The sequence below is a fragment of the Cupriavidus laharis genome, assembly GCF_914271435.1.
GTDB classification, from domain to species: Bacteria; Pseudomonadota; Gammaproteobacteria; order Burkholderiales; family Burkholderiaceae; genus Cupriavidus; species Cupriavidus laharis.
Genome location: NZ_CAJZAI010000015.1, coordinates 43,598 through 65,805, shown reverse-complemented (window position 1 = coordinate 65,805; position 22,208 = coordinate 43,598). Strand labels below are relative to the sequence as shown.

Genomic DNA, 22,208 nt, shown 5'->3' with positions numbered 1-22,208 from the left:
TGGCAAGACCGCACCGGACGACCTCGCACCATGTGGCATAACGCACGCCTGCTCAACCTGATCGCCTCCGCGCTTTACGCGCTGGTGGCGCTGATGGCGCTCGCGGCTGGTTTGCTGTGGCTGGCGCAGCGGCCCGTGTTCGCCATTACCCATGTGGTGGTGGCGCCGATGGACGGCGGCACGCTGCGCCACGTCAACGCGCCGAGTGTGCGGGCCAATGCGGTGGGCAAGCTGACCGGCAACTTCTTTACGCTGGACCTGAACGCGGCGCGGCAGGTATTCGAGTCGGTGCCCTGGGTGCGGCGCGCCAGCGTGCGGCGCGAATGGCCCAACGGGCTGACCGTGGAAGTCGAGGAGCACGAGCCGCTAGGCACCTGGGGCGCTCCCGACAGCGGCAGGCTGATCAATACCTATGGCGAGGTTTTCGTTGCCAATACCGCCGAGGCCGAGGAAGACGCCCAGCTGCTGGCGCTGGACGGCCCGCCCGACAGCGAAGGCGACGTGATCGAGAAGCTCGAGGTCATGCGCGAATGGTTCAAGCCGCTCAAGGCCGAACCGCTGTCGGTGGCGCTGTCCGGGCGCTATGCCTGGCGCACCAGGCTTTCCAACGGCATGGTGGTGGAACTGGGCCGCGAGCAGAACGACGAGGAACGCGCGGCGATGGAGCAGCGCGTGAAGCGCTTCGTCGCCGCGTGGCCCCAGGTCACCGAGCAGTGGGGCAAGCAGATCGACTACGCGGACCTGCGCTACCCGAACGGGTTTGCGATCCGCACGGCCAACGCGCGCTTCCTGACCGACGCGCAGGCTGCGGCAGCCGCGAAGGCCAAGGCGGCGGCCGGCACGGGAACAACGGCAACTGGTACTTCCAACAACAATCCGACGCGACTGAAGAGCAAGAACGCGGAGAAAAACCGATGAGCAAGGAATACAAGGACCTGTTGGTCGGTCTCGATATCGGCACCTCGAAGGTGGCGGCCGTGGTGGCGGAACTGCGCCCCGACGGCAGCTACGAGGTGATCGGGATGGGCCAGTCCGAGTCCAAGGGTCTGAAGAAAGGGGTCGTGGTCAACATCGAGGCCACCGTGCAGTCGATCCAGAAGGCGCTCGAAGAGGCCGAGCTGATGGCCGACTGCAAGATTGCCGAAGTGTTCACCGGCATTGCCGGCAGCCATATCCGCAGCTTCAACTCGAGCGGCATGGTGGCCATCAAGGACAAGGAGGTCACGCAGACCGACGTGGCACGCGTGATCGAAACCGCCAAGGCGGTCAATATCCCGACCGACCAGCAGATCCTGCACATCCTGACGCAGGAATTCATCATCGACGGCCAGGAAGATGTGCGCGAGCCGATCGGCATGAGCGGCATCCGGCTGGAAGTGAAGGTGCATATCGTCACCGGCGCGGTCAGCGCGGCGCAGAACATCGTCAAGTGCGTGCGCCGCTGCGGCCTGGAAGTGCATGACCTGATCCTGCAGCCGCTCGCTTCGAGCCTGGCTGTGCTGACCGAGGATGAGAAGGAGCTGGGCGTGGTGCTGGTCGACATCGGCGGCGGCACCACCGACATCGCCATCTTCAGCGAAGGCGCGATCCGCCACACGGCCGTGATCCCCATCGCCGGCGACCAGATCACCAACGACATCGCCATGGCGCTGCGCACGCCGACACCGGACGCCGAGGACATCAAGATCCAGTACGGCATCGCCAAGCAGGCCATTGCCGACCCGGACGACATGATCGAGGTTCCGGGCGTGGGCGACCGCGGCACGCGCACGCTGTCGCGCCAGGCGCTGGCGGCGGTGATCGAGCCGCGCATCGAGGAACTGTATTCGCTGGTGCACCAGGTGGTGCGCGAGTCGGGCTACGAAGAGCTGCTCTCGTCCGGCGTGGTGATCACTGGTGGCACGGCGATGATGCCGGGCATGGTGGAGCTTGGCGAGGACATCTTCCTGAAGCCGGTGCGCGTGGGCGTGCCGGAGTACCGCGGCAACTTGCATGAGGTGGTGAAGAGCCCGCGCTATGCCACGGTGATGGGCCTGCTGCTAGAAGGCCGCGTGCAGCGCATGCGCGGACGAAAGGTTGCGGTGCAGAGCGGTTCGGTCAAGCAGGTGTGGGGCCGCATGAAGGAATGGTTTGTCGGCAACTTCTGACGTGAAGCTTGTCTGACGAAAGGAAAGTCGCGCTGTCTTTGTCGTTCGTGTCTACCTAGGCAGGGATGGCGCGTTGAAGGGAACAATTTCTTTTAATCGGTTTCTTGTTCAGGAACCAGGGGTTGCGGCGGGGAGGCTGCAAAGTCTGGGGACTGATTTTTCTCGGAGGCAGTGATGGACTTTGACATGATCGAAACGGAAGTGATGGACGGCACCATCATCAAAGTGGTGGGCGTGGGCGGCGCGGGCGGCAATGCCGTGCAGCACATGATCAGCCGCGGCGTGCAGGGTGTTGAATTCATCTGCATGAACACCGACGCGCAGGCACTGAAGCGCTCGACCGCTTCGCGCGTGCTCCAACTGGGCAATTCCGGCCTGGGTGCCGGCGCCAAGCCGGAAGTCGGCCGCAACTGCGCCGAGCAGGCCCGCGAGCAGATCGCGGACGCACTGCGCGGCGCCCACATGGTCTTCATCACTGCCGGCATGGGCGGCGGCACCGGTACCGGCGCCGCGCCGATCGTGGCGCAGGTGGCCAAGGAAATGGGCATCCTGACGGTGGGCGTGGTCAGCAAGCCGTTCGACTTCGAAGGCGCGCGCCGCGCCAAGGTGGCCGAACATGGATCGAGCGAACTGGAAAGCTCGGTCGATTCGCTGATCGTGGTGCTCAACGAGAAGCTCTTCGAAGTCATGGGCGATGACGCCGAGATGGACAAGTGCTTCCAGTGCGCCGACGACGTGCTGCACAACGCCGTGGCCGGCATTGCCGAAATCATCAACGTGGACGGTCTGGTGAACGTCGACTTCGAAGACGTGAAGACGGTGATGGGCGAGCAGGGCAAGGCCATGATGGGTACGGCCACCGTGTCGGGCGTCGACCGCGCCCGCCTGGCTGCCGAGCAGGCCGTGGCCAGCCCGCTGCTGGAAGGCGTGGACCTGTCGGGCGCGCGCGGTGTGCTGGTCAACATCACCGCCAGCCGTTCGCTCAAGCTGTCGGAAACCAAGGAAGTCATGAACACCATCCGCAGCTACGCCGCGGAAGATGCGACCGTGATCTTCGGTACGGTGTACGACGACGCGATGGGCGATGCCCTGCGCGTGACCGTGGTGGCGACGGGCCTGGGCCGTTCGGCCAAGAAGCAGCAGCCGATGACCCTGCTCAAGACCGGCACCGACAACATCCCGGTGCAGATGATGGCCGGCATGGCTGCGGCGGCCACGCATCACAGCTCGCCGGACTACAGCGGCCTGGATACCCCGGCAGTGTGGCGCAGCTCGCGTGAATCGGCGTCGGCCCACGTGGCCGCGCTGCAGGAGAAGGGTGTCGATACGTACGACATCCCGGCCTTCCTGCGCAAGCAGGCAGACTGAGCCGGAACGGCCGGATCCAGCATCGCAGGGCCGGTCCCTGACGGCTTGCGCGTCCTTGTCGCGAAGCACGCAGCGCTCCCTATCCGCGCGTGCCTTGCATGGACTGTGTGAACCGCCCGGGCTGCCGGTGATGCCGCGTCCGCGCTGAACCGCCTCCGCTCACATCCTGTTGCCGGGACAGGCGGCCGCTGGCCGCCTCCCCGGACTGGTTTCCCGCCTTCCCGGTCGGGATGTGCCGTCGTCCGCGCGGCGTGCCTCACAGGTGCGCCGCGCGGACGTTTTTGTAGCAAGCTGTTTCGAAATGCCACCGGATGTCATTGATCTTGGACGAGCGCGCCCGGGAGCCTATGATTGCCGGCAGGCCTTGCTCCCCTCTTTTTGACAGGACGCCAATCACCATGATCGCTGTCGGACAACGCGTCCCGGACGCCACGCTGCAGGAATTCTTCGATACCCAGAGCGACGGCTGCTCGTTGGGTCCCAATGCTTTCCGCGTGTCGGATCTGGTCAAAGGCCGCAAGATCGTGGTCTTTGCCTTGCCCGGCGCCTTCACGCCGACCTGTTCCGCCAAGCACGTGCCTAGCTATGTGGCCGAGGCGCAGGCCCTGCGTGACGCGGGCGTGGACGAGGTCTGGTGCGTTTCGGTCAATGACGCCTTCGTGATGGGCGCCTGGGGCCGCGAGCAGCGCACCGCGGGCAAGGTCCGCATGATGGCCGACGGAAGCGCAGAATGGACGCGTGCGCTGGGGCTGGACCAGGACCTTTCCGCGCGCGGCATGGGCGTGCGCTCGAAGCGGTACGCCATGGTGCTGGACGATGGCGTGGTGACCCACCTGCAAGTGGAAGCCCCTGGCGAATTCAAGGTCAGCAGTGCGGAAGCGATGCTCGAGGCGTTGCGCGGCTGACACAGATCAGTCATTCGATGTGATGCATATGACGCGCCGTGTGCGTGGATTAACACGCCGAAACAAAGAGTCTTAGCGGGATTTCCCTAGCAGTGGTAAAATCGCTTAATTGAATAATGAAACCTAATAGGTTTTAATAATTACTGAGACCGCCATGCTCAAACAGCGCACCATCAAGTCCCTGGTGAAGACGGTCGGCATCGGTCTGCACTCGGGTCGCAAAGTGACGCTGACCCTGCGGCCGGCACCGGCTGACACCGGTATCGTATTCACCCGCGTGGACCTGCCGGAAGCCGTGGAAATTCCCGCTGCCGCCGGGTCCATTGGCGACACGCGCCTGGCATCGGTGCTGCAGAAGGATGGTGCGCGCGTGTCCACGGTCGAACACCTGATGTCGGCCTGCGCCGGCCTGGGTATCGACAACCTCTATGTCGATGTCGATGCCGAGGAAATTCCGATCATGGACGGCAGCGCGGCATCGTTCGTGTTCCTGCTGCAATCGGCCGGCATCGAAGAGCAGAACGCCGCCAAGCGTTTCATCCGCGTGAAAAAGGCGGTGGAAGTGCGCGAAGGCGACAAGCTGGCGCGCCTGGAGCCGTTCTTCGGCTTCAAGCTGTCGTTCACGATCGACTTCCGCCATCCGGCCGTCGACAAGACCGGCCAGAATTTCTCGATCGACTTTGCCGATACCAGCTACGTGCGCGAGATCGCCCGTGCCCGCACCTTCGGCTTTGCCCATGAGGTCGAGGCGCTGCGCGAGATGGGCCTGGCCCGCGGCGGCAGCCTGGACAACGCGATCGTGCTCGATGAGCATCGCATGCTCAACAACGAAGAGCTGCGCTATGGCGACGAGTTCGTGCGCCACAAGATCCTGGATGCGATCGGCGACCTCTACGTCGTCGGCCATCCGCTGATCGGCGCCTATGTCGCGCACAAGTCGGGGCACGGCCTGAACAACCAGCTGCTGCGTGCATTGCTGGCTGACCAGGAAGCCTATGAAGTCGTGACCTTCGATCGCGTGGAGGATGCGCCCGCCGCGTTCCTGCCGCAGGTCCAGCCTGCGTTTGCCTGATTTGGGTAAGCCCTGAAAGCAAAAACCGGCCTTTTGGCCGGTTTTTGCTGTTGCGGTACTACCGATGATGCGACAGCAAGGTCTTCAACGCGTCCTGCAACGGTGACGGCGGCAGGCTGCGGGCCAGTTCATCGAGGCTTGCCAGCCCGACGGCGCTCATCTTCCCGCCAGTCCGCGTCCGCACCACAGGCCCCATATCCCAGTCGCTGTGCCGCGTGGCCTCCGGTTGTACCCGCACCCGGATTGCAGTAACCTGCGAGCCCCGCTCTTGCAGGCGGGACAGCAATGTCGGCACCACCTGGCGCACACGCGCCGCCGCCGCGCCATGCGCGGCCAGCAATAGCAGTACCTGTTCCTGCTGCGGTCCGCGGCCGCCGCGCTTGACCCCGGCGACGGCAATGCCGTTGCGCATGCCGGGCGGCAGCAGCGACAGCACCTCCGCTTCCAGCGTCGCGAGTTCCCGCGCGGTTTGCATCAGCGCGGAAACCGGCCCGGCCTTGGTCAGCCAGTCGTTGAGAGGCTTGGCCGCCGGTGTCTGCAGGGCGTGGTGGGTGAACAGGCGCATTCATACATTTTAACAAGCCAGCGGACCGATGTTCTGGCCCAGCAGGCGGGTCAACGCAGTCATTGGTTCGGGAATCGGGTCATGCAGATCATTGTCATTCACCGGCGCCAGTCGCAGGTGCGCAGCTTCACGCTGACGCCGCGCGTGCTGGCCGCCGCGGGCGCGTTGTGCCTGGCGGCTGTTCTGGCAGCATCGGCGGCGAGCTGGCACCTGGCGCGCGGCCGTTCGCACGCAACGCCGCCGGGTGGTGCTGACGCCTACCTTCGCGACAACCTCACTGAGCTGGCCACGCGCGTTGGCGAACTCCAGGCGCAGATGGTGCGCCTGGATGCATTGGGGGCGCGGGTGTCCGGGCTGGCTGGCATCGCGCCGCAGGACTTCGATTTCCAGCATCCGCCCGGACGGGGCGGCCCGCTGCCGCCGGGCAGGTTGCCGGCGCTTACGCTGCCCGAGCTGCGCGATGAGCTGCGCCGTCTGCGCGAGCAGGCTGCGACCCGCGCCGACTATTTCGACGTGCTGGAAGCCGCGCTGCTCGACCGCGAGATGCGCGAACGGCGCCTGCCGCGTGTGCGCCCGGTGGCGGTGGGCTATGACGCCTCGGGCTTCGGTACGCGGCTGGACCCGTTCACCGGCCGGCGCGTGCGCCATGAAGGCGTGGACTTTGCCGCGCCGTCGGGAACCCCCATCGTCGCGGCGGCGGGTGGCGTGGTGGTCGCCGCCGAATTCCATCCCGAGTATGGCAACCTGGTCGATATCGACCACGGCGACGGCTTGCGCACGCGTTACGCGCATGCTTCGGCGGTGTTGGTGAAAGCCGGCGACCTGGTCCGGCCCGGGCAGGCGATCGCGCGCGTGGGCAGCTCCGGCCGCTCTACGGGCCCGCACCTGCATTTCGAGGTCCATGTGAACGGCGTGCCACGCAATCCGCACGGCTTTCTGCAGGCGGCCGCGGAGCCTCCCGCGGCGGCGGTCGCGGCGCGTCCGGAGGCGGGCGATTGAACCTTGCCGGTTTGCCCCGATCTCTCGATAAATCAACGTCCCGCCGGGGCCCGTCGGGCTTTGGTAACACGGCCACCCCCCATCCCGGCCGCGACCCCGGCACATGATAAACTCGGCGTTTTGCGCCAATCTATCCATGCCTGGCACGGCTGGGGCTTCCCGTACGCGGGTCGCCGATCCGGTCCGCGCAGGTGAAAGCACTCGATGATCACGGGCCTTCTCAAGAAAGTCTTCGGCAGCCGCAACGAGCGGCTGATCAAACAATACCGCCGCACGGTGGCGCAGATCAACGCGCTGGAGCCCAAGTTCGAGCAGCTCTCTGACGACGACCTGCGCGGCATGACCGAGACCTTCCGGCAGCGCCACGCCGGCGGCGAATCGCTCGAATCGCTGCTGCCCGAGGCCTTCGCCGTGTGCCGCGAGGCCAGCAAGCGCGTCATGAAGATGCGCCACTTCGACGTGCAGCTGATCGGCGGCATGGTGCTCAATGACAACAAGATCGCCGAAATGCGCACCGGCGAGGGCAAGACGCTGACTGCGACGCTGGCCGTGTACCTCAATGCCATCACCGGCAAGGGCGTGCACGTGGTGACCGTCAACGACTACCTGGCCCAGCGCGACGCCGAGTGGATGGGGCGCCTGTACAACTTCCTGGGTCTGTCGGTGGGCGTGAACCTGTCGCAGATGGCGCATGACCAGAAGCAGGCCGCATACAACGCCGACATCACCTACGGCACCAACAACGAGTTCGGCTTCGACTACCTGCGCGACAACATGGTCTATGACCCGTCGCAGCGCGTGCAGCGGCCGCTGAACTACGCGATCGTCGATGAAGTGGACTCGATCCTGATCGACGAGGCCCGTACACCGCTGATCATCTCGGGACAGGCCGAGAACCAGACCGACCTTTACCAGCGCATGAACGGCATCCCCAGGCTGCTCGAGCGCCAGATCGGCGAGGAAAAGGCCGACGGCACGGGCGTGGAGAAGCCGGGCGACTACTACGTGGACGAGAAGGGCCACCAGGTCTACCTGACCGAGGCCGGCCACGAGAAAGCGGAAGAGATCCTGGTGCAGCAGGGCCTGATCGGCGAGGGCGAATCGCTCTACGCACCGCAGAACATCACGCTGATGCATCACCTGTACGCCGCCCTGCGCGCGCACAGCCTGTTCCACCGCGACCAGCATTACGTGGTGCAGAACGACGAAGTCGTGATTGTCGATGAATTCACCGGCCGCCTGATGACGGGCCGCCGCTGGTCCGACGGTCTGCATCAGGCCGTCGAAGCCAAGGAAGGCGTGTCGATCCAGCAGGAAAACCAGACGCTGGCGACCATCACCTTCCAGAACTACTTCCGCATGTACGCCAAGCTGGCGGGCATGACTGGCACGGCCGACACCGAAGCCTACGAATTCCAGGAGATCTATGGCCTGGAGGTGGTGGTGATCCCGACCAACCGACAGGCCCAGCGCAAGGACCTGCAGGACCAGATCTACAAGACCTCGAAGGAGCGCTACGACGCCGTCGTGCGCGACATCCGCGACTGCTACGACCGTGGGCAGCCGGTGCTGGTCGGCACGACCTCGATCGAGACGTCCGAATACCTGTCGGACCTGCTCAATAAGGAAAAGCTGCCGCACCAGGTGCTCAACGCCAAGCAGCACGAGCGCGAGGCCGAGATCGTGGCCCAGGCCGGCCGCCCGAAGATGATCACCATCGCCACCAACATGGCGGGCCGCGGTACCGACATCGTGCTCGGCGGCAACGTGGAGAAGCAGGCTGGCTTCATCGAGGCCGACCCGAACCTGTCCGACGCCGACAAGGCTGCTCGCGTCCAGCAGCTCAAGGACGAATGGCAATCGCTACACGAGCAGGTCAAGTCCTTTGGCGGCCTGCATATCGTGGGCACCGAGCGCCATGAATCGCGCCGCATCGACAACCAGCTGCGCGGCCGTGCCGGCCGCCAGGGCGACCCGGGTTCGTCGCGCTTCTACCTGTCGCTGGACGACCAGCTCCTGCGCATCTTTGCCGGCGACCGCGTGCGCGCGATCATGGAACGCCTGAAGATGCCCGAGGGCGAACCGATCGAAGCCGGCATCGTCACGCGCTCGATCGAATCGGCGCAGCGCAAGGTGGAAGGCCGCAACTTCGATATCCGCAAGCAGCTGTTGCAGTACGACGATGTCGCCAACGACCAGCGCAAGGAAATCTACAAGCTGCGCAACGACGTGCTGGAAGCCAACGACGTCGGCGAAATGGTCGGGAACCTGCGCGAAAGCGTGCTGGTCGAGCTGTTCCGCGAGCACGTGCCGGCCGACACCATGGAAGAGCAGTGGGACATCGCCGGCCTGGAAACGCGCCTGCGCGAGGACTGGGGCCTGGAGCTGCCGCTGGCCAAGACCATCGAAGGCGCCCAGAGTATCGAGGACGAAGAGCTGCTCGACATGATCCTGAAAGCTGCCGAAGAGCGCTACCAGGGCAAGGTGGCCATGGTGGGCCGCGAATCGTTTGCCGGCTTCGAGCGCTCGGTCATGCTGCAGAGCATCGACACGCACTGGCGCGAGCACCTGGCCGCGCTGGACCACCTGCGCCAGGGCATCCACCTGCGCGGCTACGCGCAGAAGGACCCGAAGCAGGAGTACAAGCGCGAGTCGTTCGAACTGTTCGCGCGGCTGCTGGACTTGATCAAGAACGAAGTCACGCGCGTGACCTTCAACGTGCAGATCCAGTCGCCGGAAGAGCTGGAGCAGGCGTCCGAGGAGATCGAGGAAGGCCTGTCGCACCTGGAGAACGTCCAGTACAAGCACGACGAGTTCGCCGAGGGCCGCGAGCCCGTGGAAGATGCACCGTCCCCGCGCACCGGCGCCGCCATGGCCGCGGAAATGGCCCTGGCCGGCATGCCCAAGGTGGGCCGCAACGATCCTTGCCCGTGCGGTTCGGGCAAGAAGTTCAAGCAGTGCCACGGCAAGCTGAGCTGAGCCTGGCGCCAGCCGGACCATGCAAGACGGCCCGTGCCGCTGTGGCGGACGGGGCGAAGAGGTAACGACATGCCCGCGCCAAGCGGGCATGTTCGTCTGACGACTGAACAGACAAAGCAGGACAACAGGACAGGAGCCGATATGCCCGTCAATCTTCCGCTGCCGCAGGCAGACAACCTGAAGCCCGTTGCCGGCGTGGAGCTCGGCTGGGCCGAGGCCGGCATCCGCAAGGCCAACCGCAAGGACGTGCTGGTAGTGCGCGTGGCGGAAGGCAGCACGGTGGCCGGCGTCTTCACCCGCAACCGCTTCTGCGCCGCGCCGGTGCAGGTGTGCCGCGAGCACCTGGCTGCGGCCAAAGGCATCCGCGCGCTGGTGATCAACACCGGCAACGCCAATGCCGGCACCGGCCACCTCGGCCTGGCAAATGCACGCGCGACCTGCGATGCGGTGGCGGCAAAACTGCATATCACCACCGACCAGGTACTGCCGTTTTCCACTGGCGTGATCCTGGAACAGCTGCCGGTGGACCGCCTGGTCGCCGCGCTGCCCGCCGCCATTGCCAGCGCGAAGCCGGACAACTGGCTGGCCGCCGCCGAATCGATCATGACCACCGACACGCAGCCCAAGGCGGCGTCGCGCACGGTGCAGATCGACGGCAAGACCGTCACGCTGACGGGCATCAGCAAGGGCGCGGGCATGATCCGGCCGAACATGGCAACCATGCTCGGCTTCATCGCCACCGACGCGGCCGTGGCCCAGCCGGTGCTGCAGGCGCTGGTGTCGCATGCAGCCGACCACTCGTTCAACAGCATCACGATCGACGGTGACACCTCGACCAACGATTCATTCGTGCTGATCGCCACGGGCAAGTCGGGTGCGGCTGTCGTCGACCGCGCCGAAGGCCCGGCCTTCGAGGCGCTGCGCGAGGCTGTCACCGGCTTGGCCCAGGAACTCGCGCAGATGATCGTGCGCGACGGCGAGGGCGCCACCAAGCTGATGACCATCCGCGTGGAAGGCGGCAAGGACGTGGCCGAGTGCCGCCAGATCGCCTATGCGGTGGCCCATTCGCCGCTGGTCAAGACCGCGTTCTATGCCTCGGACCCCAACCTGGGCCGCATCCTGGCCGCGGTGGGCTATGCCGGCGTGGACGATCTCGATGTCGACCGCGTCAACCTGTGGCTCGACGATGTCTGGGTGGCCCGCGACGGCGGCCGCAACCCCGATTACCTCGAAGAGGACGGCCAGCGCGTGATGAAGCAGGCCGAAATCACCGTGCGCATCGCACTGGGCCGTGGCAATGCCGAGGCCACCGTGTGGACCTGCGACCTCTCGCACGACTACGTGTCGATCAACGCCGACTATCGTTCCTGAGCACCGCCTCCTGTTCAACAACGCTCCGCTGCTGCCATGTCTGACCTCGCCTCCCGCCTCGACAACTTCCTCGCCCGACTCGAACAGTGGCTGCCGCCGCAACTGACGGATGCGGACTGGCAGGAGGCGGTAGCGTTCCGCTGGCGCAAGCGGCAGAGCCTGTTCGGCAATATCGGCTACCTGCAGCCGGTGCGCCAGTTGCCGCCGATCCACCTGGATGACCTCAAGAACATCGAGCGCCAGAAGGACGCCATCGTCGGCAACACGCGCCAGTTCGTGAACCGGCTGCCGGCCAACAACGTGCTGCTGACCGGCGCGCGCGGCACCGGCAAGTCGTCGCTGATCAAGGCCTGCCTCAATGCTTTCGTCAAGGACGGGCTGCGGCTGGTGGAAGTGGACAAGAGCGACCTTGGCGATCTCGGCGATATCGTCGAGCAGGTCTCGCAGCGCCCCGAGCGCTTCGTGATCTTCTGCGATGACCTGTCGTTCGAAGACGGCGAGTCGGGGTACAAGGCGCTCAAGTCGGCGCTGGACGGCTCGGTGGCCGCGCAGTCGGACAATGTGCTGGTGTATGCGACGTCCAACCGCCGCCACCTGCTGCCGGAGTACATGAAGGACAACGAGAGCTACCAGCACACCGCTGATGGCGAAATCCATCCCGGCGAAGTGGTCGAGGAAAAGATCTCGCTGTCCGAGCGTTTTGGCCTGTGGCTGTCGTTCTATCCTCCCAAGCAGGATGAGTACCTGGCCATCGTCGGCCACTGGCTCAAGCACTTCGGCTGCACGGACGACGATATTGCCGCCGCGCGCGGCGACGCGCTGGTGTGGGCGCTGGAGCGCGGCTCGCGCTCGGGCCGCGTGGCCTGGCAGTTTGCGCGTGACTGGGGCGGCAAGCACGGCAAGCCGTTCATCGCCGACGTGGAGGGCGCGTGATGCCAGCGCAAGACACGGCCACGCCGCGCAAGGTCACCGAGGTGGCCGTGGGCGTGCTGGTTCTGCCCGATGGCCGCTTCCTGCTGGCGCAGCGTCCGGGCGGCAAGCCGTACGAGGGCTACTGGGAATTCCCGGGCGGCAAGCTCGAACCCGGCGAGACCGTGGAAGCCGCGCTCGCGCGCGAACTGCATGAAGAGCTCGGCCTGGACATCACCGAATGCGTGCGCTGGCACGTGCTCGAACACGACTACCCGCACGCCTACGTGCGCCTGCATTTCTGCAAGGTCACGGCCTGGCGCGGCGATCCGGTCGGCCGCGAGGGCCAGGCCTTCTCGTGGCAGACGGTGCCGGTGACGGTCGGCCCGTTGCTGCCGGCCACCATCCCGGTGGTCGAATGGCTCGGCGACGAATCCCGCACTACCTGACCAGACTGAGCTTTACCGCGCCCCTGCGGCCGCGGCGCCCGTGATCGCGCCGACACAACAACAGCAAGAAAGGAACCCGTATGCTGCGTGCAGACCGCGTTGCCGACGATATTTCCCTGCCTGAGCTGACACTGCGCGGCATCATCCTGGGGGCGCTGATCACGGTGGTGTTCACCGCCTCCAACATCTATCTCGGCCTCAAGGTCGGACTGACCTTCTCCTCGGCGATTCCAGCCGCCGTCATCTCCATGGCGGTGTTGCGCCTGTTCCCGGGCGCCAACATCCTCGAAAACAACATGGTGCAGACGCAGGCCTCGGCCGCGGGCACCCTGTCCTCGATCATCTTCGTGCTGCCGGGCCTGGTGATGCTCGGCTACTGGCAGGGTTTCCCGTTCTGGCAGACGCTGTCGATCTGCGCGGCCGGCGGCATGCTCGGCGTGCTGTTCAGCATCCCGCTGCGCCACGCGATGGTGGTGCAGAGCGCGCTGCCGTATCCGGAAGGCGTGGCCGCCGCGGAAATCCTGCGCGTGGGCAGCGCTGGCCAGGAGGTGACGCCAGGCGCGAAGAAGCAGGGCACCGGGCTGGCTGACCTGCTGGCCGGCGGCCTGGTGGCGGGCGTGTTCAGCTTTGCCGCTGGCGGGCTGCGCGTACTGGCCGAAGGGGCCAACCTGTGGCTGGCTGCCGGAGCCTCGGTGGTGCGGTTTTCGATGGGCTTTTCGCTGGCGCTGGTCGGGGCTGGCTATCTGGTCGGCATCGTCGGCGGGCTGGCCATGCTGCTCGGCCTGCTGCTGACCTGGGGTATCGCCGTGCCCTGGCTGACGGCCATCACGCCGCGTCCGGAAGGCGCCACGCTGCAGGCCTTCGGCACCATGGTGTGGAGCACGCAGGTGCGCTTTATTGGCGCGGGCACCATCGGCATCGCGGCGATCTGGACGCTGATCACGCTGGCCCGGCCGATGCTGGACGGCATCCGCGCATCGCTTGGCGCAATCAAGGGCGCCGGCGCGGGCGGCGGTGCGGGCATGCCGCGCACGCAGAAGGACATGCCGGTGCGCTGGATCGGCATCCTGGCCGTCGCACTGGCGATCGTTCTCGCGGCAACCTTCGGCTATTTCATGATGCCAGCGCCGCTCGACGCAGGCGCGCGCTGGCGCCTGGTGGGCTGCGCGGTGCTGTTTGCGTTCGTGTTCGGCTTCCTGGTGGCGGCGGCATGCGGCTATATGGCGGGCCTGGTGGGTTCGTCCGCCAGCCCGATCTCGGGCATCGGCATCATCGCGGTGATCCTGGTGTCGTTGCTGATCCTGGCCATCGGCACCGCTGACGGCCTGCTCGATACGCCCGAGGGCGGCAAGTTCGCCATCGCGCTGGCCATCTTCACGACCTCCGCCGTGCTGGCCGTGGCTACCATTTCCAACGACAACCTGCAGGACCTGAAGACCGGCTGGCTCGTGGGCGCCACGCCGTGGCGCCAGCAGGTCGCGCTGCTGATCGGCTGCGCGGTCGGTGCGGCGGTGATCCCGCCGGTGCTGGAACTGCTCTACAACGCCTACGGGTTTGCCGGCGCGCTGCCGCGAGCGGGCATGGACCCTGGCCAGGCGCTGGCCGCGCCGCAGGCCACGCTGATGACGGCCATTGCCACCGGCATCTTCACGCACAAGCTCAACTGGACCATGATCCTGATCGGCATCGCGCTGGGCGTGGTGTTGATCGCGATCGACGAGATCCTGCGCCGCCGTGGCGGCGCGGCGCGGCTGCCGGTGCTGGCCGTAGGCATCGGCATCTACCTGCCGCCGACGATCAGCTCGGCGCTGGTGGTCGGCGCGGTGCTCGCGTGGTTCCTGCTGCGCGCAGAACGCCGCCGCGCCACCGCGCGTGGCGATGACGTCAAGCTGGCGCTCGAGCATGCCGAACGCCGCGGCACGCTGCTGGCCTCGGGCCTGATCGTCGGGGAAAGCCTGATAGGGGTGCTGCTGGCGGCGGTGATCGGCCTGTCAGGCAAGGATGCGCCGCTGGCCGTGGTGGGCGAGGGCTTTGCCGGCACGGCCGAATGGCTCGGGCTGGCGGTGTTCGTGCTGGTTTGCGTGGGATTCTACCGTCGCGTGCTGGCCGCAGCTCACTGAACTAAGCTGCTGGAGGGGGACGACTCAGTCGTCCTCATCTTCCGGCAGGTCCGGCGAAGGCGTTTCGCCGGGTTTGCTGCCGATCACGTACTTCTCGGACGCCCACGCGCCCAGGTCGATCTGCTTGCAGCGCTCGGAGCAGAACGGGCGGAACTTGTTCTCGGGAATCCATTCCACCTTGGTGCCGCAGGTGGGGCATTTGACGACGGCAGGCATGACTTCAGAAATTGCAGAGCTTGAGCAGGAACGGAATGTCGGCATCGACCGAACGCGGGCGCAGGTCGCCATCCTGTTGCGTGAAGCGCACCCAGAGCATGTACTTGTTGGCGCTCATCTCCGGGATAAAGGCCAGCAATGAATCATCGAGGTGCACCTGCATCAGCTGATAGCTGCGGCCCGATAGCATCTGCTGGTAGCTGCCGCCCGTGGCGATCACCTTGCCGCTCTGGCCCGATTCGCGCAGCAGGCGCAGCACCGTGGACGTACCGGCGCGCAGCGCCACCAGCGGGCGGGCCCATTTCAGGATGTCGGCGCGGCGCTCCTCGGCCGGCCGGTGCTGCCAGGCGTAGTACGCCGGCAGGTCGAACTCGCAGGTGCCGCCGGGAATGATGGCGCGGCTGCGGATGCTCGTCAGCCACTCATTGTCGGCCAGCAGTTGCCCCGCCTTGCCCACGGTCTGGTTGAGCATGGCAATGCCTTGCTCGATCTCGCCGATGACGGCGTCCAGCGCTTCCTGGTCGATCTGCGGATTGACGCGCAGCGCGGTCAGCGCCTGGCGCTGGCGCTCGAGTTCCTTGATCAGGTCGGTCTTGAGGTCGGCGCGGCCGGCCACGTCGATGATCTCGAACAGCGTGGTCAGCGCGACATGATGCTGCAGGGCATGTTCCTGGCCCAGGAAGTAATCCAGCCGATCGAACAGGTCTTCCAGTCGCAGGAGCGTCCTGATGCGTTCGTTGAAAGGATATTCGTACAGGATCAAGTGCTATGTCCGTGCAGCGCTGAGGCGGCGCCCCTGTTGGAGCGTCCCGGTGCGGGCGTGGCCCGGGGAACGTCAGGAATGCGTGGAAGCTACGTCTCTCCACGCATTTCGCGTCATGTTCCAGCGCATTCTATGCGAGACGGGCTGCGAGGACAATGCAATGTGCATGATGCGCCGTGTTCCCGCTCACGCTGGTGCCTGCTCGTGCCCTGCGTCAGGCCTGCGTGACGCCGGCGGCGGACAGTGCCCGATAGGTCTGGTCCAGCCGGTCCACCTGCGCCGCCAGTGCTTCGACCGGCCCGTCGTTGTCGATCACATCGTTGGCCACGGCAAGTCGCTGGGCACGCGTGGCCTGCTTTGCCATGATGGCCTGCACCTGCTCCCGGCTGAAGCCGTTGCGCGCCATGACGCGCGCGATCTGCGTGTCCTCGGTGCAATCCACCACCAGCACGCGGCCGACGCGCTGGACCCATGCGCCGGATTCGACCAGCAGCGGCACGACGTAGATCAGGTATGGATGCTCGCCAGCGTCAGCGATTGCCTTGGCGCGTGCCGTGGTCAGCGAGCGGATCAGCGGATGGGTGATGCCTTCCAGCCTTGCCTTGGCGGCGGGATCGGCAAAGACCAGCGCGCGCATGGCGTCGCGGTCCATGGCGCCGTCGGGGCGCAGGCACTGCGGGCCGAAGGCCTCGACCAGTGCGGGAATGGCCTGTCCGCCCGGGGCGGTGATCTCGTGGGCCAGCAGGTCAGTGTCGATGATGGCGGCGCCGCGCGCGGCGAACATGTCGGCCACGCGCGTCTTGCCGCTGCCGATGCCGCCAGTCAGTCCGATCTCCAGCATGTGAGGTTCCGTGGGTGCAATGTCCCCAACGATACCAGCTTGGCGGACCGCTGGCCGCTGGCGGCTCAGGGCGCGGGCAGCAGCGGCAGTACGCCCGGCCCGAAGAACAGTACCAGCACGCCGGCGCCGGCAATGAAGGGGCCGAACGGGAATGGCGTGTCGCGGCCCTGGCGGCGCAGCGCGATATTGGCCACGCCGAACACCACGCCGACCACCGATGACAGCAGCACCAGCGCCGGCAGCGCCTGCCAGCCGAACCACGCGCCCAGCGCGGCCATGAGCTTGAAGTCGCCATAGCCCATGCCTTCCTTGCCGCGCACCAGCTTGAACGCCCAGTAAGCGGACCACAGCAGCAGGTAGCCCGCCACGGCGCCGATCACCGCGTCGGCAAGCGGCACGAACAGCCCGCCCAGGTTGAGCAGCAAGCCCAGCCACACCAGCGGCAGCGTGATCTGGTCGGGCAGCAGTTGCGTATCGGCATCGATCATCGTTAGCGCCAGCAGTGCCCACAGCAGCAGCAGCGCAGCCACGCCCTGCCAGGCCGGACCGAAGTGCCACGCCGCCAGCGCGCTCAGCACGCCGCAGGCCAGTTCCACCAGCGGGTAGCGCACGCCGATCGGCACCTTGCACGACGAGCAGCGGCCGAGCAGGAAAAGGTAGCTGATGACCGGGATATTTTCCCAGGCCGCGATGGCATGGCCGCAGTGCGGGCAGGCCGAGCGCGGCACCATCAGGTTGTAGCGCTCAGGGTAGGGCTGCGGGTCGCCGCGCAGTTCGGCGATGTAGTTGGCCTCGTCGTACTCCATCATGCGCGGCAGCCGGTGGATTACCACGTTCAGGAAGCTGCCCACCAGCAGGCCGAGGATGGCCGCTGCCACTATCAGGAACGACGGCGGCAGCGCGGCGAGTGCCGGCAGCGCAGCCAGCCCGGAGGCGCCGCCGGCGGGAAATGCCGGATTCATCAATTACACCACCTGTCCCAGCTTGAAGATCGGCAGGTACATCGCGACCACCATGCCGCCGATGAGCACGCCCAGCACCACGATGATCAGCGGCTCGATCAGGCTCGAGATGGCCGCCACGGCATCATCGACCTCACGCTCGTAGAACTCCGCCACCTTGATCAGCATATTGTCCAGCGCACCCGATTCCTCGCCGATCTGGGTCATCTGCAGCACCATGTTGTCGAACACGTGCGTGGCCTGCATCGCGTTGGTCAGGCTGGTACCGATGCGCACGGCCTGCTCGATCTCGCGCGTGGCGTCGTAGTAGACCCAGTTGCCAGCCGCGCCCGCCACGGATTCCATCGATTCCACCAGCGGCGTACCCGCGGCGAACATGGTGGCGAGCGTGCGCGTCCAGCGTGCGATCACGGCCTTGCGGAACAGGCTGCCGAAGATGGGCATCTTCAGCAGTATGCGGTCGGTGCTGCGCTGCACCTTTTCCGATTTCTTCAAGGCACGCAGGTAGAAGGCAATGGCGCCCACCGGCAAGCCAATGACGAGGTACCAGTACGAAACGAAGAAGTCAGAGATCGCGATCACGACCAGCGTCGGCGCAGGCAGGTTGGCGCCGAAACTCGAGAACACGCCCTTGAAGGCGGGGATCACGAACAGCATCAGGATCACCGTCACGGCAAAGGCCACGGTCAGCACCGCGATCGGGTAGATCATCGCGGACTTGATCTGGCCTTTCAGCGCGATGGTCTTTTCCATGTAGAGCGACAGGCGCTCCAGCAGGGAATCGAGGATACCGCCCTGTTCGCCGGCGTCGATCAGGTTGCAATACAGCGTGTCGAAGTAGCGCGGGTGGCGGCGGAAGGCCGCCGCCATGCTGCTGCCGGCCTCGATGTCGAAGCGGATGTCGGACAGCAGCTGCGTGAAGTTCGGGTTGGCGTGGCCGCGCGCGATGATGTCGATCGACTGCAGCAGCGGGATGCCCGCCTTCAGCATGGTCGAGAGCTGGCGCGTGAAATACGCGATGTCCTTCTCGGTGATCTTCTTGCCGCGCGCAGCCTTGCGCTTCTTCATCTTGACCACGGTGAGGCCCTGCTTGCGCAATGCCGCCGTGACCTCGGCCTGGTTCTCGGCCCGCTGTTCCCCGGTGAACGTCTTGCCCTTGCGGTCCTTGCCTTCCCACTCGAAGATGTACTGCGTGGGTGCTTTACGTCCTGCTCGTCCTGCTTTCGCGCGTGGCGGCACTGCCGCCCGTGCGCCCGCAGATGGTGCGCGCGTTGCCATGTTCGACCCCCGACATTAATTATTTGTCTGTAGTTTTACGTATTGGTGGTGGCCAGCACTTCTTCGAGTGACGTGACCCCCTGCCTGACCTTCAGCAAGCCGGCTTCCCGCAACGATAGCACGCCGTCGCGCCGGGCCTGCTCGGCAATCTGCAGCGCCGTGCCGTGCGACAGGATGATCTGCTGCATCGCCTCGGTGATCGGCATGACCTGGTAGATGCCGCAGCGCCCCTTGTAGCCGCTGCCATTGCAGCGCTCGCAGCCGACCGGATGGTAAGGCTGCCAGCTGCCGTCGATCTGGTGCTCTTTGAACCCCGCGTCGAGCAGCGCCTCGCGCGGGATCGTGCCCGGCCGCTTGCACGTGCACAGCCGCCGCGCCAGGCGCTGCGCCGTGATCAGCAGCACGCTCGAGGCAATGTTGAACGGCGCCACGCCCATGTTCATCAGGCGCGTCAGCGTAGTGGGCGCGTCGTTCGTATGCAGCGTGGACAGCACCAGGTGGCCGGTCTGCGCGGCCTTGATCGAGATATCGGCGGTCTCCAGGTCGCGGATTTCGCCGACCATGATGATGTCCGGATCCTGCCGCAGGAACGAGCGCAGCGCCGCGGCAAAGGTCAGGCCGGCCTTGTCGTTGACGTTGACCTGGTTGATGCCGGGCAGCTGGATTTCGGCTGGGTCTTCCGCCGTCGAGATATTGATGTCGCCCTGGTTCAGCAGGTTCAGGAAGGTATAGAGCGACACGGTCTTGCCGCTGCCGGTCGGGCCGGTGACCAGGATCATGCCGTAGGGACGCTTGATCGTCTCCATCAGCAGTGCCTTCTGCTCGGGCTCGTAGCCGAGCTGGTCGATGTCCAGCTTGTCGGACGACGATTCCAGGATACGCATCACGATCTTCTCGCCGAAGAGCGTGGGCAGCGTCGACACGCGGAAGTCCACCGCTTTCTCGACGACTTCCTTGGCATCCTTTTCCTGCGGCAGCGCGAGCAGCAGCTTCATGCGGCCGTCCTGCGGCACGCGCTTTTCGGAGATGTCCAGGCGCGACAGCACCTTGATGCGGGTGGCGATCTTGTCGCGGATATCCAGTGGCGGGCGCGCTACCTCCTGCAGCACCCCGTCCACGCGGAAGCGGACGCGGTAGAAGGTCTCGAACGGCTCGAAATGCAGGTCCGATGCGCCACGGTGGAAGGCCTCGGTCAGCAGTTTCTGCAGGAAGCGCACCACCGGCGCGTCGTCGATGTCGCTGCCGGTGCCAGTGCGGTTGCGCTGCGCGCCCGTGGAGGCCACCGGGTCGTACTCGATCAGCTTGCGCTCGGCGGACATGCCGGGGGCGACGTCCTTGAGCGTGCCCGCCGCTTCGCCGGCGGAGCGCACATGCTTCATCAGCTTGTCGTGCTCCACCACCACGGTTTCCATCGGCAGGTTGTACTTCTGCTTGATGGCGTCGAGCCCGGCCTGGTTGGACGGGTCCGACATCCCCACCACCAGGCGGTTCTCGCGCCGGCCCAGCGGCAGCAGGCGATGGGCGTGGAATTCGCGGTTGCCGGCCAGCGCGGGCGGCACCTTGTTCAGGTTGTACTGAGCCAGGTCGAGCAGCGGCAGCTGGTACTTGTCGGCCGCGAACAGCGCGACGTCGTGCGCGCTCATGGTGCCGCTGCCAACGATCTCGTCGATCAGCTGCGTCTTCTTTTCGCGCGCCGACTGCTCCAGTTGGGCGAGCAGCGCGGGCGCGATACGACGGCTCTGGGCAAGGGCGAGACCAAGTGTCATGGCAGGAACCAGGTGGTGCGATGCGCCCGGGGGCGCCGGTCGGGGCCATGGGCCCCGGATCGGCGCAGTTTGCCGCCGGGGTCACTTTTTGTAAAGGCGACAACTGGCGGTGTCGGCATTTGTGCGACACGGGCGCAACCCTACTAGCGCGGGGAATGTGGGGGCGAGGGAAGGGCGGAGACCGGCGCCGCGATGAAGGCGATCAGGAAAACAAAAAAGCCGCACATCGCTGTGCGGCTTCTTGCTGGCCAGGTACGGCATGACCATGAATTCTGGTCGGGGTGAGAGGATTCGAACCTCCGGCCTCTACGTCCCGAACGTAGCGCTCTACCAGGCTAAGCTACACCCCGAATTCTGATTTTGTTGCCAACGTTGGCGGTCAGCAGCAAAGAATGTAAGTCTAACAGCGTTTTTTCCGAATGGGAAGAGGGTGCCGGCAATTTCAGGATTGCCGCTGCAGCGAGAACGCGCACAGCGCAATCAGCGTGTCCTTGAGTTCCGACGCCGGGAACTGCTGCGCGGCTTTCTCTGCGGCCTCGGCCTCGCGGCGTGCGGCTTCGAACGTGACTTCCAGCGCGCCGCTGGCATGGATGGCCGAGAACACTGCGTCGAAATGCTCGGTGCCGCCCTGCACGATGGCTTCGCGTGCCAGTGCGCGCTGCTCCGGTGTGCCGTACTCCAGCAGATGCAGCAGCGGCAGCGTGGGCTTGCCTTCGCGCAGGTCGTCGCCGGCGTTCTTGCCCATCTGCTCGGCGCTGGCGGTGTAGTCCAGCATGTCGTCGATGAGCTGGAACGCGGTGCCGATGCGGCGGCCGTACTCGGCTGCCGCTTCTTCCATGGCGGCATCCGCGCCGGCCAGTACGGCGCCAAGCTGCGCCGAGGCCTCGAACAGCTTGGCCGTCTTGTAGCGGATCACCTGCAGGTAGCGCTCGATGGTGACGTCGGGGTCGTGCATGTTCAGCAACTGCAGCACTTCACCCTCGGCGATCACGTTGGTCGCGTTGGAAAGGATCTCCATGATGCGCATGCTGCCCGCATCGACCATCATCTGGAACGCACGCGAATAGAGGAAGTCGCCCACCAGCACGCTGGCGGCATTGCCGAACACCGCATTGGCCGTCTGGCGGCCGCGGCGCAGCTCGGATTCGTCGACCACGTCGTCATGCAGCAGCGTGGCGGTGTGGATGAACTCCACCACCGCGGCCAGCTCATGGTGGCGGTTGCCGTCGTAGCCGAAGGCGCGCGCCGACAGCAGCAGGATCACCGGGCGCAGGCGCTTGCCGCCGGCGCCGATGATGTATTCACCGATCTGCTCGATCAGCGGGACTTCGGAAGACAGCCGTTGACGGATGACCGCATCGACCGCGCGCATGTCTGCAGCGACGGGGGCAAGCAAGGCAGTGGCGGAAGGCTGGGTCAAGATGATCACCGTTACGCAAAACCGGACGATTATATGCGATGCCAACGTGGTTCATGCCAATGCCTGTCCCGTTCGGGG

The 22,208-nt window shown here is 65.8% G+C and carries 19 protein-coding genes and 1 tRNA gene; 11 read left to right on the top strand and 9 right to left on the bottom strand.

What is annotated here, in order from left to right:
- Positions 1-30: 30 nt before the first annotated feature.
- The 5 genes from LDO29_RS22990 to lpxC all read left to right on the top strand — a co-directional run bounded on the left by LDO29_RS22990 (position 31) and on the right by lpxC (position 5,492).
- Complete coding sequence (locus LDO29_RS22990; protein WP_224082043.1) at positions 31-918, top strand: cell division protein FtsQ/DivIB; 888 nt, start codon at positions 31-33, stop codon at positions 916-918.
- Positions 915-2,147: a cell division protein FtsA gene (ftsA, locus tag LDO29_RS22985; protein WP_224082042.1), complete on the top strand. Its 1,233-nt coding sequence runs from the start codon at positions 915-917 to the stop codon at positions 2,145-2,147. The genes LDO29_RS22990 and ftsA overlap by 4 nt, the downstream gene beginning before the upstream one ends.
- Before the next feature lie 174 nt (positions 2,148-2,321).
- Complete coding sequence (ftsZ, locus tag LDO29_RS22980; RefSeq protein WP_224082041.1) at positions 2,322-3,515, top strand: cell division protein FtsZ; 1,194 nt, start codon at positions 2,322-2,324, stop codon at positions 3,513-3,515.
- A 398-nt stretch (positions 3,516-3,913) separates the two neighbouring features.
- The gene (locus LDO29_RS22975) at positions 3,914-4,420 is read left to right on the top strand and encodes a peroxiredoxin (protein WP_224082040.1); all 507 of its coding nucleotides are present in this window, start codon (positions 3,914-3,916) and stop codon (positions 4,418-4,420) included.
- A gap of 154 nt (positions 4,421-4,574) precedes the next feature.
- Positions 4,575-5,492 (top strand): UDP-3-O-acyl-N-acetylglucosamine deacetylase, encoded by a 918-nt coding sequence (gene lpxC, locus LDO29_RS22970; RefSeq protein WP_224082039.1) that lies wholly within the window; start codon positions 4,575-4,577, stop codon positions 5,490-5,492.
- A 58-nt stretch (positions 5,493-5,550) separates the two neighbouring features.
- Here the strand turns inward: lpxC and LDO29_RS22965 are convergent, their stop codons facing one another.
- The gene (locus tag LDO29_RS22965) at positions 5,551-6,057 is read right to left on the bottom strand and encodes a DciA family protein (protein ID WP_224082038.1); all 507 of its coding nucleotides are present in this window, start codon (positions 6,055-6,057) and stop codon (positions 5,551-5,553) included.
- Positions 6,058-6,138: 81 nt separating this feature from the next.
- Between LDO29_RS22965 and LDO29_RS22960 the strand changes: the two genes are divergently transcribed.
- The 6 genes from LDO29_RS22960 (at position 6,139) to LDO29_RS22935 (ending at position 14,884) form a co-directional block, all read left to right on the top strand.
- On the top strand, positions 6,139-7,056 hold the full coding sequence (locus LDO29_RS22960) for a M23 family metallopeptidase (protein ID WP_224082037.1): 918 nt from the start codon (positions 6,139-6,141) through the stop codon (positions 7,054-7,056).
- Between the two features lie 204 nt (positions 7,057-7,260).
- Positions 7,261-10,035, top strand: coding sequence for a preprotein translocase subunit SecA (secA, locus tag LDO29_RS22955; RefSeq protein ID WP_224082036.1), 2,775 nt, complete (start codon positions 7,261-7,263; stop codon positions 10,033-10,035).
- Between the two features lie 141 nt (positions 10,036-10,176).
- Entirely contained in the window at positions 10,177-11,406 is a 1,230-nt protein-coding gene (argJ, locus tag LDO29_RS22950; RefSeq protein WP_224082035.1) for a bifunctional glutamate N-acetyltransferase/amino-acid acetyltransferase ArgJ, read from the top strand.
- A gap of 36 nt (positions 11,407-11,442) precedes the next feature.
- Complete coding sequence (locus tag LDO29_RS22945; protein WP_224082034.1) at positions 11,443-12,339, top strand: ATP-binding protein; 897 nt, start codon at positions 11,443-11,445, stop codon at positions 12,337-12,339.
- A complete protein-coding gene (locus LDO29_RS22940; RefSeq protein ID WP_224082033.1) occupies positions 12,339-12,764 on the top strand; it encodes an NUDIX domain-containing protein in 426 nt (141 codons plus the stop codon). The genes LDO29_RS22945 and LDO29_RS22940 overlap by 1 nt, the downstream gene beginning before the upstream one ends.
- Positions 12,765-12,844: 80 nt before the next feature.
- Positions 12,845-14,884, top strand: a complete 2,040-nt coding sequence (locus tag LDO29_RS22935) for an OPT family oligopeptide transporter (RefSeq protein WP_224082032.1) — start codon at positions 12,845-12,847, stop codon at positions 14,882-14,884.
- A gap of 24 nt (positions 14,885-14,908) precedes the next feature.
- Here LDO29_RS22935 and LDO29_RS22930 read toward each other — a convergent pair whose 3' ends face one another.
- The 8 genes from LDO29_RS22930 to ispB form a co-directional block, all read right to left on the bottom strand.
- Positions 14,909-15,100, bottom strand: a complete 192-nt coding sequence (locus LDO29_RS22930; protein ID WP_011299110.1) for a DNA gyrase inhibitor YacG — start codon at positions 15,098-15,100, stop codon at positions 14,909-14,911.
- Between the two features lie 4 nt (positions 15,101-15,104).
- The gene (gene zapD / locus LDO29_RS22925; protein WP_224082031.1) at positions 15,105-15,863 is read right to left on the bottom strand and encodes a cell division protein ZapD; all 759 of its coding nucleotides are present in this window, start codon (positions 15,861-15,863) and stop codon (positions 15,105-15,107) included.
- Positions 15,864-16,077: 214 nt separating this feature from the next.
- Positions 16,078-16,704, bottom strand: coding sequence for a dephospho-CoA kinase (gene coaE / locus LDO29_RS22920; protein WP_224082030.1), 627 nt, complete (start codon positions 16,702-16,704; stop codon positions 16,078-16,080).
- 65 nt (positions 16,705-16,769) lie between these two features.
- On the bottom strand, positions 16,770-17,666 hold the full coding sequence (locus tag LDO29_RS22915) for a prepilin peptidase (RefSeq protein WP_224082029.1): 897 nt from the start codon (positions 17,664-17,666) through the stop codon (positions 16,770-16,772).
- A 3-nt stretch (positions 17,667-17,669) separates the two neighbouring features.
- Complete coding sequence (locus tag LDO29_RS22910; protein WP_224082028.1) at positions 17,670-18,944, bottom strand: type II secretion system F family protein; 1,275 nt, start codon at positions 18,942-18,944, stop codon at positions 17,670-17,672.
- A gap of 35 nt (positions 18,945-18,979) precedes the next feature.
- Positions 18,980-20,710: a type IV-A pilus assembly ATPase PilB gene (gene pilB / locus LDO29_RS22905; RefSeq protein WP_224082027.1), complete on the bottom strand. Its 1,731-nt coding sequence runs from the start codon at positions 20,708-20,710 to the stop codon at positions 18,980-18,982.
- 273 nt (positions 20,711-20,983) lie between these two features.
- Positions 20,984-21,060 (bottom strand) — tRNA-Pro (locus tag LDO29_RS22900).
- A 92-nt stretch (positions 21,061-21,152) separates the two neighbouring features.
- Positions 21,153-22,082, bottom strand: a complete 930-nt coding sequence (gene ispB, locus LDO29_RS22895; RefSeq protein WP_224082077.1) for an octaprenyl diphosphate synthase — start codon at positions 22,080-22,082, stop codon at positions 21,153-21,155.
- Between the last annotated feature and the right edge of the window lie 126 nt (positions 22,083-22,208).